This window comes from Mycobacterium sp. (assembly GCF_049647605.1).
Lineage (GTDB): Bacteria > Actinomycetota > Actinomycetes > Mycobacteriales > Mycobacteriaceae > Mycobacterium.
Map to the genome: position 1 here is coordinate 76572 of NZ_JBARXZ010000178.1, position 13274 is coordinate 89845.

The window sequence follows — 13274 nt, forward strand, 5'->3', positions numbered from 1 at the left end:
TGTGAATCGTGAAGTGGCTGAAGAGCAGCCATACATCTGCCGCCTGTGCGGCAAGACGGCGTCGAGGTCAGATCAGTCCGGCGTTGTGCATGAGCGGACCGATCTCGGTCTCGTCGAGCTTGCCCACGATCCAGCTCTTCAGCATCTTGGGTCCGTGCAGCTCCACCTTCTCGCCGTCACGCAGGTGAGTGGTTGCTTGGAGGAGCTGCCGGATGTCGTACGTCGAGTTGTACACCTCGGGGACGCCGCGCTCGATGTCGAGCAGGGTGTAGACGGCCTCCATCGGGGTGCGTACCGAGTACTCCGTGGTGAAGATGCAGTCCCGCTGTGCGGACTCCGCGAACTGGCCGATGAAGGCGAAGTTCACCGAACCCTCGGGGACCACATCCGGACGGTCACCGTGCTTGCGGGGCATGAAGAACGCCGTGACGTACGGCATCATGCAGGGCACAGCCTTGGCTGCATTGGCTGCCAGGTCGTCGATCTCCCCGACAGGGACACCCAGGTGATAGAGCCACTCTTTGGTGATCTCCTCTCCGGTGCACTCCTGGATGGGCTTCTTGATGTAGTCGCCCGGGACGTTGGAGAACAGCGCGTAGACCCAGACCACGATCTGGTCAGAGGGCTGCTGCTTGAAATGAGGCTGGCGGTTCACCGTCCAGGACATCAGCCAGGACGAATCGTGGGCGGTGACGATACCGCCGGTAACCACCTTGCCGCTGAACGGGTCACGCTTGCAGATCCGTTGGATGTACTCGGGGATCCGCTTGTCCAGTGTGGTCACCGTGCACGATTCCCACTTGGTGGCCTCGATGTCGCCGGCGAAGACGTCAGGGGAGCCGAAAGCCGGATCCTTCGTCGCGATTCGCCGCCACAGATCCCACGCCGGTGCCGGTCCGCTGTTCAGCTTCGCCGGCGTGTGGTGGTCACCCTCATCGGAGTTCTCGGTGAGTGATCCGATGGTGATGAACAGCAGGTCGTCCGCGGTGAGGGGCGTGCCGCCCTCGGCTCCCTCGGAGATCCACTGGACGTAGGTGGCCTGCTTGTGGCCGTCCCTGAGGTCGAAATCCACGTCGGTGACCACGGTGTCGAACTTGAACACCACGCCCTGCTCGGTCAGCCATTTGTACAGCGGCAGCACCAGCGATTCGTATTGGTTGTACTTGGTGAACTTCAGGGTCGACAGGTCCGGCAGACCCTTGATGTGGTGAATGAAACGGTGCAGGTAGAGCTTGAACTCGAGGGCCGAATGCCAGTTCTCGAACGCGAACATGGTGCGCCAGTAGGTCCAGAACTGGGACTCCAGGAAATCCTTGCTGACGACCTCCTCGATCTTCTTGTCCTCCATCTCCTCTCGGGTGGCGGCGAAGATCTTCTTGATGTCGTTCTGGGCCTTGTCCGAGAGCCTGAAGATGTTGTCGAAATGGGCGTCCTGGCCCTGCTTCTCGGTGACCCGCTGCAAGCTGTAGTTCGGATCGTCGAGGTTGAGCCAGTAGAACTCGTCCAGGACGCTGGCATCCTCGATCTCGAGGGAGGGGATCGAGCGGAACAGATCCCAGAGGCACTCGAAGTGGTTTTCCATCTCACGTCCACCGCGGATGACAAAACCCTTCTTCGGCTCTTTGATGCCGTCAAGGGCGCCGCCGGGTAGCTTGAGCTCCTCGAAGATGGTGATGTCCGAGCCGGCCATCCGGCCGTCTCGGATCAGGAAGGCTGCGCCGGCCATCGAGGCCAGTCCGGCCCCGACGAACCAAGCTCGCTTCCCGTCTACCTTGGCTGGTTTCCGGGGCCGAGCGAAGGCCTCGTAGTTTCCTGCCGTGTAGCGCATTTCGTCCCTTTCCTACTTCTGGTTGTAGTCGTAGAACCCGGCGCCTGCGGCAGTGCCGGTGCGGCCTTTGTCGATGTAGTTCTCTTTGAGCCACGCGGCAAGCTGTTGATCGTGTTCGTCGCCGTGGGACAACATGTTGTACGGGGTGTTCAGGCCGATGATGTCGTAGATCTGGAACGGTCCCATCGGGGCCCCGGTATCGATGCGCCACACCTCATCGACCGCCTTCGGTTCGGCGTAACCTCCTGCCGCCAGCGACAACGCTGCGTTCAGGAACGGGATGAGCAGGGAGTTGAGCAGGTAGCCCGGCACCTCCTTCTTGATCGGGATGGGAACCATCCCGATCTCGCCGGCAAACGCCTCCACCCGTTCGAACACCTCCGGCGAGGTTTGTGGGGTGCCCATGATCTCCGCGGTGTTGAACTGCCACACCATGTTTGCGAAGTGCATGGCCAGGAATCGGTCCGGCCTCCCGGTGGCATCGGCGATGGCACTGGGCAACAGCGACGAAGAGTTGGTGGCAAAGATGGTATGCAGCGGGGCCGCCTCGTTGAGCTTGGCAAACGTCTCGCGTTTGAGCTGCAGGATCTCTGGGATCGCCTCGATCACGAGGTCGGCATCAGTGACCGCCTCCGCCAGATCGCAGGAGTAACCGATACGCGACAGGGCTTCGTCCGCGACGCCGTCACCGGCGTCGGGAAACGCGGCTTTGTAGGTGTCCACGAGTCCGGCGAACTTGGCTTTTGCCGCACTCAGAGCGCCTTCGTTGATGTCGTAGGCGGTGACCGAGAAACCCTTGTAAGCCGTCTGGAACGCGATCTGCGCGCCGAGAACGCCGGTACCGAGAACAAGAACCTTGCTGATGTTGCCCACGCTGATGGGGCCCCTTTCTTTGTTGCCCGACCGGCTCTGGCCTCAAGGGAGAATCTTGCGTCACCTCGTTCGTCTTGTCCTTGGAAAGCTGCAATCAGCTGACCACTGAGCCGCGCCGGAGTATCAAGACGGATTGTAGCCCTCGCAAACACGATGACGGTCGCTAGGCCAAGGTTCTGGAAATGCTTGCGGGGCAACGCCACCGGAGTTGCTCGTAACATTGAACGTCATCGTGAACAATCACCGGTGAGTCTCGATTTGGTGTATCCCATTACATGAGAACGCATCTCATCAAATGAGAAGCGATGCCGAGTTTGCAGGACCTACCACGGGCAGCGTCACGTGACGGAATCGACTTCGGATGCCAACCGGCCAAGGCGACGGACGATCTCGGATCACCCGGGCCGTGAGGACGCCCGTGTCGCCGGTCTGCTCTGGTACGGCGACGTGGCGCTGTTGTCGTGAAGTGGTCGGCAACAGAATCAACAACAGTCAATGTGCTTATGGACCGCCAGGCTGTTCAGGACACACGATCGAAAGTGCACGCCGACAACCAGGAACTCAGTGCACACAGCGATCGATGAGGAACACCGACAACATGACACAATCATCATCTTCTCAGGCTGCGACCCAGTATCTGGACGGACCGAGTGTGCGGTTCGCCTACCGGCGCTTTGGTTCGGGTACCGGAGTACCGTTGCTGCTCGCGCTGCGTTTTCGCGGCACCATGGACCACTGGGATCCGGCATTCCTGGATGCATTGGCATCCGAACGTGACGTGATCATCTTCGACAACATCGGCCACGGCAAGACCAGCGGCGTCGCGCCGACCACCATGGAGGCGTTGGCCGGCGGCCTCGCGCAGTTCGTCGACACCCTGGGCCTGAACGAGGTCGACCTGCTGGGGTGGTCGTTGGGCGGAATCGTGGTTCAGGCGGCCACGCTGCAACGCCCGGATCTGGTGCGACGGCTGATCGTCGCCGGCAGCTCACCCGGCGGCGGGGTACCCGGGATGCCGCAGCCGGACCCCAAGATCTGGCAGGTGGCGACCAAACCGGTCAACGATGACGATGACTTCCTCTACCTTTTCTTCCCGGACGATGGCCCGGGCCATGAATTGGGGGTGGAGTCGTTGGGCCGGCTGGAGGCTCGCGTGCTGTCGCCGGAGCATGTTGCGGTGTCACTGGAGACGATGAAGGCGCAGTTGGCTGTCATTGCATCCACCGGGTCCAGCGTCTGGGATCGCTTGAGCGATGTCACTATTCCGGTTCTGGTGGCCAACGGGGCCCACGACCGGATGATCGACTCCTACGGCACCTTTGCCATGGCGGGCAGACTGCCCAACGCGAAGGCGATTCTCTACAGCGATGCCGGCCACGGATTCCTCTTTCAACACGTCGAGGATTTCACCCATGAAGTCCTCGCGTTCCTGGCATGACGGCCCCGGTCATCGATGCCGACCTGCTGGTCATCGGCTTCGGCAAGGGCGGCAAGACCTTGGCCGCCGCCATGGGACGACGAGGGCAGCAAGTTGTCCTCGTGGAGGAGTCGACACAGATGTACGGCGGCACCTGCATCAACACCGGGTGCGTGCCCACGAAGTCGATGGTGTACCGCGGTGAGCATGCGCCGAAGAGGGAGGAGGGCGCGCTGGCGTACGCCGAGGCGGTAGCCGCCACCGAGCGCCTCACCGCGGGTCTGCGCGCCGCGAATCTCGCCTCGCTGGCGCCGATCCCGACAGTGCGGGTACTGACCGGCCCCGCGAGATTCATCGACACGACATCCGTCGTCGTCGAAACCGATGACGGCATGGTCACCGTGACCGCCCGTAGCATCGTCATCGGTACGGGCTCGGCTCCGGTGCTTCCAGACGTGCCCGGTTTGAGTGATACGCCGGTCGTGGTGACCAGCGCCGAACTGTTACGGCAGGCGTCCCGGCCCGACCGCTTGGTGATACTCGGCGGTGGCTACATCGGTTTGGAGTTCGCGTCGATGTACTCCGCCTACGGAACAGCGGTCACCGTCCTGGAGCAACGCCCGACTGTGCTGGCACATGAGGATGCCGATGTCGCCGACACGGCGCGCTCGGTCTTGTGTACCAAGGGCGTCACCATCGCCACCTCGGTGGAAATCACTGGAGTGCAGACTATTCTGCGTTCCGGCCATCCGCCGGTGGGACGGGTGCACTACCTCGACGCTGGAAGCTCCGCCACTGTCGATGCCGACATGGTGCTCGTCGCGCTGGGGCGCACGCCGAACACCGCCCAGCTGCGGCTGGACCGGGCCGGGGTGGAGGTCACCGACACCGGCGCGGTTGTCGTCGACGACTACCGCCGAACCAGCCAACCGCACATCTTTGCCGTCGGCGATGTCAACGGGGGACCGCAATTCACCTACATCTCCCTCGACGACTACCGCATTGTGCTCGATCAGCTCACCGACGCTGCCGTGCCCCGCGCAGCGTCACAGCGGAAGGCAGTGCCCAACTGTCTGTTCCTGACTCCACCTTTGGCACGTGTGGGTCTGACAGAGGCTCAGGCGCGCACCGCCGGATATGACGTTCGGGTGGCTGCCAGTCCGGTGGTCGACCTGGCGACGGTGGCCCGGGCCCGCATCGTCGATGACACGGCCGGAATGATGAAAGTGGTGGTGGATGCCGTCACCGACAAGATTCTGGGTGCGGCCTTGCTGTGTCACGACGCCCAAGAAGTGATCAACATCGTTTCCCTGGCGATGCGCCACGGCATCACCGCCACGATGTTGCGCGACGAGATCTACACCCATCCATCCATGTCGGAGTGCTTCAATCAGCTGTTAGGACTTTTGAAGTGAAATTCGGCCCCAGCAATACCGCAGTTGTGGTCATCGATCCGCAGATCGACGTGTTGAGTCCCGCCGGCCGGAACTGGGCGGCCGTCGGGGCCAGCGTGACCGAGAACGACACGGTGTCCCATCTTGCTCAACTCATGGAGACCGCGGTGGCACACAGCTATCCGCTGGTGATTTCACCTCACTACTTCTACCCGTCCGATTCCCGATGGTTGTTCAACGGGCCTCTGGAAGCCGACGAGTTCGCCACCGGGACGTTCGCCCGAGCCGGCGCGCTTGATGTGAGCGGTTTTGCGGGTTCGGGAGCGGACTGGCTACCGGAGTTAGAGCCCTATATCAACCATGTCGACACCATCGTGGCCAGCCCGCACAAGGTGTTCGGCCCCCAGACCAACGACGTCGTCCTGCAGCTACACAAACGTCGATGCGACCGGATCATCCTTGCCGGGATGCTCGCCAACATGTGCGTCGAGTCCCATCTGCGCCACCTCCTCGAGGAGGGATTCGAAGTAGCGGTCGCCGTGGATGCCGTCGCCGGACCACGCCACGCTGTGTGGGGTGACGGATACCAGGCGGCACTCGTGAACTACCGCTTCCTGGCGCATGCGGTCCTGCCCACCGCCGACATCATCGTCGAGATGAAACGTTGTGCCGCCGGCTAGTCGGAACCGCCGGCTTCCATCGCGTCTCGGAGCTGATGGCGGCTGGTGATGCCGAGTTTGGGAAAGATCTTGTACAGGTGTGCCGCCACCGTTCGGTGAGAGAGGTAGATACGGTCGGCGATCTGACGGTTGGTCAGTCCGGAGGCGGCCAACCGGGCGATCTGCAACTCTTGCGGTGACAGCTCGCCGGCCAGCGGAACAGTCGACGTCACTCGTCCTGGCAGTTGGACGCCGGCTGCACGCAATTCGGCGCGGGCGCGCTGGGCCCAGGGCTGGGCGCCTCGATCATCGAAAACTGCGAGCGCGGCCGACAATTGACAGCGAGCGTCGAGGATTCGGCGCTGCCGGCGAAGCCATTCGCCATAGGTCAGTTGGGTGCGCGCATATTCCAACGGCGCATCGCGTGGCACCTCGTCGTTGTCCAGGGCCGCGCGGAAGTGGTGCTCTGCGTCTTGGTGGGTGCCGGCGATCAAGGCCCGGCTGCGGTGCACGAGCATGACGACGTGTGGCGACCCCAATGTGCCGGCCTCGGCGCCGATCTCGTCGACGATCTGGCTGATCATCTGGGTGTGGCCGCTGGACACCGCGGCCTCGGTGAGATCGGCGATCGCCCAGCGGCGTGATCCGCGGTCGCGGGCCATTTGAGAGAGCTCGGTGAAGGCACGCTCGTGGTCGTGCGTGGTCAGTGCCAACAGCCCGCTGGCCCAGGACAACTCATCGCCCCACATCAGGGGAGTGTCATTCGGCAGGTTCTGTCGTGCGTTCGCCAGTGCTTGCTCGGCGGATCTGATCTCGCCCCGCCACACATGGATTCGTGCGAGCAGAGCCGCCGCGGCCCCGCGGCTGATACCCAGATCGGCATCGGTGGCGATCCGAAGCGCCCCCTGAGCGCTGATCGCCGCCTCGGGGAGCTGGCCGGCGATGATCTGTGAGCGGGCGGACCCGCGCAGGGCCTCGCACTCGATCGCAGGCGCGCCCGCTTTGCGTGCCACCCCGATGGAGCTGTCCCAGCACGTCTGTGCGATCGTCAGGTCGGAGGCCGATTCGGCAGCAAGTCCCATGGACATCAGTGCCGTCAGGTCGTCACTGACCGCAGCGTGCAGAGAAGCCGCGCGGCAACGGAACTGGCGCGCATACTTGGTGTCTTCGATGATTGTCAGGGCGATTTCGACGGATGGGTCGTCGAGATTCTCGAGCGCGTGCAGGCGCTCGGCGACCAGATGGCGACCGGACTCAGCCAGACCGTGCATCCGGCATTGGGCCGCCGCGGCGGCCAGCAGGCGGATTTGCGCACGGCGGTGGGGCGGTGCGTCGCCGGCACCCAGACGATCGGACAGCGTGACCAGTTCCGGGATGGTCGGCGAGGTCACTCCCGTGGTGATTCCCATGGTGAAGCGCGCGAATGCCAGGTCGAACAGATCCGCGAGGTCGGTGGCCAGCGGCTCGGCTTCGTCGAGGATGTCGATTGCCTCGGCCGTCAGTCCCGCCTGGTACGCGGGTCCTATGGCACTGACCAGCCGCCGGATACGACAGCCCGTCGACGGCGACAGCGCTGCGGCGCGCCGCCAGGCGGCTGCTGCCTCGGCATTTGCTCCGCGGCGCTGGGCACGCCGGGCGAGAGCCTCCAGATCGCCGGCGATGGCTTCGTCGGGTCCGTAGGTCGCCGCCGAGCGGTGCCACGCCGTTCGCATCGGATCGGTGGTGGCTGCGGCCAGGGCATGATGAAACGCCGAACGCTGCGTCAGGCTTGCCGCTCGGTAGGCGACCGACCGGATCAGCGGATGGCGCACGTGCAGCGCCCCGCCCGTGAGCGTGATCAGCCCGACCCGCTCCAGCGGATCCAGATCGGCGTCCGACAGCCCGACCCGGTGCGCAGCATCGGTCAACTCGACCAGCGCGGTGTCGCCGCCGGCCGCTATCAGTGCCAGCATCTGGCGGCTCGGCTCCGGAACGGCGTCCAGTTGTTCCAAGAATGCGCATTCGATGCGTCGTGTGGTCGGCAACGGTGTCAGCGCCGAGACCGTGCTGAGCTCGCCGCTGGACATCAGTGCTTTGGCCAGTTCCTCGATGGCCAACGGATTGCCTGCGGCTTCGGCCAGCACACGGCGCTGCGCCAACTTGCTGAGCTGCTGCTCACCGGCTTCGGAAACCACCTCCTTGATGACAGCACGTGACATCGCGCCGTCGAGGGGGTCCAGCGTCAACCGCGGTAGGGATATGAGCCGCGCCGGCTCGCCATCCGCCTGCGGTCGCGACGCGCACAGCACCAGCACCGGTGAGGGCGCCACCCTGCGTCCGACGAAAGTCAGAACATGCAGCGAAGATTCGTCGAGCCACTGCGCGTCATCGACGATGAGTACCAACGGCCGATGCGCGGCGACCTCTTCGATCAGACCCAGCATCGCCACCCCGATGAGCAGCGGGTTGGGCAGCTCGTCCTCGGCCAACCCGAACGCAGCGAGCAGTGCTCGCCGCTGATGCACCGGTAGCGCGTCAACGTGATCGAGGATCGGGTGCACCAGTTCGTGCATACCTGCGTAGCCGACGTTGGCCTGCGATTGCACTCCGGCGCACGACAGGACAAGGAAACCGTTGTCGTCCGCCCACCTCGCAACTGCCGTGAGCAGCGTGGTCTTCCCGATTCCGGGTTCGCCTTCGACCACCAACGCGCTTCCTCGCCGCGTCACTGCCGCAGCGGTCGCGGTGATCAACTCGAACTCGATACTGCGCCCGATCATGGTCGTATGCTGCCGCCGGCGGCCAACGGCAAACGATCAGCCAGGAGTGCGTACACACCCGCCCGTACCCGGATCACAGCGCCACCGTACCAGGGCTGGATTGGTCATGCCAACCTAGATGTTCAGCCGGAAGCAATGCCAGGTGGGCCTTGCGATGTCCCTACTGTCGCGGGAACACTGACGCGCGGGCCTGTCGCGTGAACTCGTCGGCAATGACTTCCGCTGCACCCGACTCGATTCCGTCGACAACCTGCCGCGCGACATCGGCGGGATCATTCTTGGGCACGTTCAGGTCGGAGACCATTGACGTGTCGGTGTAACCGAGGTAGACGCCAACGACGTGAATGTGTCGGGGCGCGAGCTCGAGACGCAGCGAATTGGTAGCTGACCACAGCGCCGCTTTGGAGCATCCGTAAGCGCCTGAGGTCGGTAGCCAGGACAACACGGAAGCGATGTTGACAATTGTGGCTGCGCCACCGTTGGCCTCGAGTACGGGAAGGAACTGTCTTGTCACGCGCAAGGTTCCATAGAAGTTCGTATCGAGGACGGATTCGATCTCGGCGAGAGGGCTGCTGGTCAGCGACTGGCCGCCGAACAGGCCCGCGTTGTTGACCAGAAGCGTGGCATCGGCGGCAATGTGCGCCAGGGCGGCTACCGACTGGTCGTCGGTGACATCGAGGCCGACGCTGACGATGCGAGGGTCGGCGGCCGCGGTGGGTTGACGACTGGTGGCGTACACCTTGGCGGCACCGCGCGCGAGGAGTTCGGTGACGATCGCCTTGCCGAGGCCGCGCTGTCCGCCGGTCACCACAGCGGACAGCCCAGTGACTGATGTTGAAGTGGACACGTAAACCTCCTGGGATTGGAGCTGAAGCCGGGGTTCGGCCCACTGGGCGGAAGCCGGCGGGCCTGAGTTGGTGATCCCAACACAGACTAGGATAGGGGCATGCGTACTGATCCGTGGTCTGACGATCCCTGCCCCATAGCGCGCGGAATGGCGATCCTCGGCCAGCGGTGGGCGGTGCTGATCATTCGCGAAGCTCTGCTCGGCCGATCTCGATTCTCGGAGTTTCGCGAGCAACTCGGCGTGGCCTCGGATGTGCTCAGTGCTCGATTGGCCGAGTTGGTCGCAGCGGGAGTGCTGGAAACAGTCGAATACCGCGAACCGGGGGACCGCACTCGCAGCCGCTACGAGCTGACTCCGGCCGGTCGCGACCTGGTGGTGGTCCTGGGGGCAATCGGGCAATGGGGCTACAAGCATGCAGACCAAAGCAAAGGTACGCCTTACCGATTCGTGGACATGGGTACCAGTGAACCGGTGATCGCGGGTTTCCGCCGTCGTGACGGCTCCGAAGTGGCCAATGCTGACGTCCGGTTGGTCCAGAGGTCGCCTCGACCCTGATTTCGCTGCTACGTCATCACTTGCCGGTTCGCGTCCACCGCGGGGTAGAGCGTTTCAGTTTCGGATTGTAGGACCGAATCGCCGGGGGGAGTGCGCGTTCCACTGACAGCCCGTTGAGCACGGTGAGCAGGAACTGTACGTTCTTGTGGCAATCCCTCTGTGATCCGCACCAGCATGTACGCCGCCTTCGTCAACAAGGAAGAGCTGTTCTACAAAGCGCTGCTGCGCTACAACGAGGGCCCGGCCAGTTTCGTCGACAGGGCGCTGGCCACCGGGGCGCCGCCCGACCAGCCCGCGACGCCCTGATCTCGGTCCGTGGACACGCGTGGTCACGTCTGCGGAACCGCTTCCGGCGGGCCATCGATGACGGCGACCTGCCGGTGGACTGCGATGCCGCACTGCTGGCCCGCTTCGTGGTGACCATGAGCAACGGCATCGCCGTTCAAGCGGCGGGCGGGGTCAGCCGCGGCGAACTCATGAGGTTGGCTGTCGGCGCACTGCGTAACTGGCCACCTGTCTGGGTCGGCGATGTACAGCTGGCGGGTCGCATCGACTTCCAACGTGAGTTCGAGCCGAGAATCAATGCCGCGGCGCACCCGTGCGCGCATGTCACTTGATCCGCGGGGAGAGCAACTGGGTGTCGCTAGCAGTGTCGCTCGTCATCCAGCGACCGGTCCCATCGAGAGGTGTGGCGCAAGAGAGTTGGCCGCGTCGCGGTCGGCAGAGGCGGCCCGACTGACATCGCTTGGCGAGAGGCCTTGCCAAGCATCGGGGTGGGTCAGGCCGGTTTCCGCGCAAGGCGATTGGCGATGATTCCGCATATCAGGATCTGCATCTGGTGAAACAGTATGAGCGGCAATACAATCAGGCCAAGCATGGGACCACTGAACAGGACGGCGGCGATTGGTACGCCGGTCGTCAGACTCTTTTTCGAGCCGCAGAACAGTACGGTGCGTCTGTCAGCCTCGCTGAACCCGAACAGTGCTGGCCCGTAGTAGCTGAGACACATCATCAATCCCAAGATCCCGGCGTTGACCACCAAGACTGCCGCGATCGCGGTGGCGGCAATCCCTTGCCAGACACCATCCCGGACACTTGCCCCGAATGCGGCGTACACAACCAGCAGTATCGATCCTCGATCGACGAATTTGGTGGCGGTATCGAAGCGGTCGACCAGTTTGCGAAGCCAGCGACGTAACAACTGGCCAAGAATGAATGGAAGAATCACCTGGGCGCCGAGCGTCAGGAAAGAACCGAGGGACACCCCGTTTCCCTGTGTGCCGAGAAGCCAAGCCGCCAGCAATGGTGATATCAGGATTCCGACCATGCTCGACAACGACGCTGAGCAGATGGCCGCGCCGACGTTGCCGCCCGCGATGGAGGTGAAAGCGATCGAAGACTGCACAGTCGAGGGAAGCAGGGTCAAGAACAAGATGCCAGAGTAAAGGACCGGTGCCAGTAGCCACCCTTCGAAAAGTTTCGCAGCGACACCGACGATCGGGAACGCGACGAACGTGATGCTCAAGACCACGATATGCAAGCGCCAGTGTTTCAGGCCGGCGACCGCCTCGCGGGTGGGTATGCGTAATCCGTTGAGGAAGAACAGTAGTGCGATTGCAACGACTGTCGCGTACCCGAGCGCGACGGCTCCGTCTCCACGTGCAGGAAAGACCCACGCGAATCCGACAATTGCGAACATTGCGATCAAGAAAGGGTCAAGCGATTCCTTGAGTCTGGCTGATGCCGACAACCGCGATCGTGACGGTCTACTCACCGACGAACCACTGCAGCAACGGGATTGGCTCCTGGCGGTCCCATGTGTGAATTGCGCTCACCGCCCGATATGAAGACCGGAGGCTTACCCGTGACCGATACGACAAGGGCGCCGCCCACGCACTTCGCTACATGGTGGGATTCGTGGTCGTCCAACATCGTTATGTGATGGCCCCGCAACTCAGGGGTCGGTGGGAGAACGAATTTGGCAAACACTTGCACGATGTCGTCTTTCTGGCGTTCGGTTGGAAGCACTTCGAAGTCCAAACCGGCCGTCTGCAGTGCTCGAACGATGCCACCGGTATCGGCGAAGTCGGCTGTTAGACCGTGTCCGATGCGAATCGACGAAGCCGAATCGGGCCGGTTGCCGAGAACGAGTACTTCTCCGCGTTCCTTCTCGCCTCCGGAGCTCGCCAGGGCGACTGAGCTGTACAAATCCCAGTTCGAGCGCACCACCGAATTATCGACGTCCGTGGCGTCAACCTCACCGAGCGCCACCGCGATACCCAGCGCTGCAGCATCATTGGACCAGCACATGGAGCCCATGGGGCCAATGCCTGTATCTTCGGTGACCACCGTAGCGCCGCGGCGTCGCGCTTCCCCGATTGTGCGTTGGGTGAGGGCTGGACCCTTGGCGATGACAAGATGCACATCGCTGGCGTTTTCGATGCCGGCGGCGCGGCGCGCTTCGTCGACGGCTGCGGCTACCTTGTCGATCTGACCGATCCGCCCGATCTCCTCGGGCAGAATGGGGCTGGTATGGGCACGGCCGACAGCCAGGCCTGGACCCGAAAGGCCCTCGGCTTCTGCAGGATCCACCCATTCTTGGGTGACGAGAGTGGCATGGGGGCTGATGACGCCCGGGGTGCCCCCAGAGACGATGAAACTGACGTCATCAGCGATGTCGTCAAGCGAGCATCTCCTGGCCTGCGCCAGCGCAGCACGCAACGATTGCTCGGCGAATGCCCTTGCATAGTCGTTGTGTAGGCCCGAACCCTCGCTCTTGGCGATGATGGCGATCACCGCTGCGGGATTCACCGGGCCATCGAGTGCCCGCGCGACGTCGGAGACGTCGCCGGGAGTTTTCATGGCACACACGGTCATCGACACTTTGGGAACAAGCTTCCCATTCATCAGCAATACTCCTTCGAATTCAACGTAAATGCTCC

13 protein-coding genes are annotated in these 13274 nt (G+C 63.2%); 7 read left to right on the top strand and 6 right to left on the bottom strand.

Translation table 11 applies throughout. From position 1 onward, the window contains the following. Positions 1-67: 67 nt before the first annotated feature. Positions 68-1828: an oleate hydratase gene (locus WBB07_RS23010; protein ID WP_526310898.1), complete on the bottom strand. Its 1761-nt coding sequence runs from the start codon at positions 1826-1828 to the stop codon at positions 68-70. A 12-nt stretch (positions 1829-1840) separates the two neighbouring features. Next, positions 1841-2701 (bottom strand): 3-hydroxyacyl-CoA dehydrogenase, encoded by an 861-nt coding sequence (locus WBB07_RS23015; RefSeq protein WP_526310900.1) that lies wholly within the window; start codon positions 2699-2701, stop codon positions 1841-1843. 342 nt (positions 2702-3043) lie between these two features. On the opposite strand from WBB07_RS23015, the gene WBB07_RS23020 reads away from it, so the two are divergent. From WBB07_RS23020 to WBB07_RS23035, 4 genes are all read left to right on the top strand, one after another. Continuing rightward, positions 3044-3166, top strand: coding sequence for a hypothetical protein (locus WBB07_RS23020; RefSeq protein ID WP_526310902.1), 123 nt, complete (start codon positions 3044-3046; stop codon positions 3164-3166). Between the two features lie 133 nt (positions 3167-3299). Next, entirely contained in the window at positions 3300-4139 is an 840-nt protein-coding gene (locus tag WBB07_RS23025) for an alpha/beta fold hydrolase (RefSeq protein ID WP_526310904.1), read from the top strand. Continuing rightward, positions 4136-5533 carry an FAD-dependent oxidoreductase gene (locus WBB07_RS23030; RefSeq protein ID WP_526310906.1) on the top strand — a complete coding sequence of 466 codons (1398 nt, stop codon included), beginning with the start codon at positions 4136-4138 and terminating at the stop codon, positions 5531-5533. Before WBB07_RS23025 ends, WBB07_RS23030 begins: the two co-directional genes overlap by 4 nt. Next, positions 5530-6192, top strand: a complete 663-nt coding sequence (locus WBB07_RS23035) for a cysteine hydrolase family protein (RefSeq protein WP_526310908.1) — start codon at positions 5530-5532, stop codon at positions 6190-6192. Before WBB07_RS23030 ends, WBB07_RS23035 begins: the two co-directional genes overlap by 4 nt. Here WBB07_RS23035 and WBB07_RS23040 read toward each other — a convergent pair. Next, a complete protein-coding gene (locus tag WBB07_RS23040) occupies positions 6189-8930 on the bottom strand; it encodes an ATP-binding protein (RefSeq protein ID WP_526310910.1) in 2742 nt (913 codons plus the stop codon). The genes WBB07_RS23035 and WBB07_RS23040 overlap by 4 nt on opposite strands. A 160-nt stretch (positions 8931-9090) precedes the next feature. Then, entirely contained in the window at positions 9091-9777 is a 687-nt protein-coding gene (locus WBB07_RS23045; protein WP_526310912.1) for an SDR family oxidoreductase, read from the bottom strand. A gap of 99 nt (positions 9778-9876) precedes the next feature. Here WBB07_RS23045 and WBB07_RS23050 point away from each other — a divergent pair, with 99 nt between their 5' ends. The 3 genes from WBB07_RS23050 (at position 9877) to WBB07_RS23060 (ending at position 10949) form a co-directional block, all read left to right on the top strand. After that, positions 9877-10332: a winged helix-turn-helix transcriptional regulator gene (locus tag WBB07_RS23050; protein ID WP_526310914.1), complete on the top strand. Its 456-nt coding sequence runs from the start codon at positions 9877-9879 to the stop codon at positions 10330-10332. Positions 10333-10491: 159 nt separating this feature from the next. Continuing rightward, positions 10492-10638 (top strand): hypothetical protein, encoded by a 147-nt coding sequence (locus WBB07_RS23055; RefSeq protein ID WP_526310916.1) that lies wholly within the window; start codon positions 10492-10494, stop codon positions 10636-10638. A 74-nt stretch (positions 10639-10712) separates the two neighbouring features. After that, entirely contained in the window at positions 10713-10949 is a 237-nt protein-coding gene (locus WBB07_RS23060) for a hypothetical protein (RefSeq protein WP_526310918.1), read from the top strand. Positions 10950-11110: 161 nt separating this feature from the next. Here the strand turns inward: WBB07_RS23060 and WBB07_RS23065 are convergent, their stop codons facing one another. Next, a complete protein-coding gene (locus WBB07_RS23065) occupies positions 11111-12106 on the bottom strand; it encodes a bile acid:sodium symporter family protein (RefSeq protein ID WP_526310920.1) in 996 nt (331 codons plus the stop codon). After that, complete coding sequence (locus WBB07_RS23070) at positions 12103-13239, bottom strand: ring-opening amidohydrolase (RefSeq protein ID WP_526310922.1); 1137 nt, start codon at positions 13237-13239, stop codon at positions 12103-12105. The genes WBB07_RS23065 and WBB07_RS23070 overlap by 4 nt, the downstream gene beginning before the upstream one ends. Positions 13240-13274 lie beyond the last annotated feature (35 nt).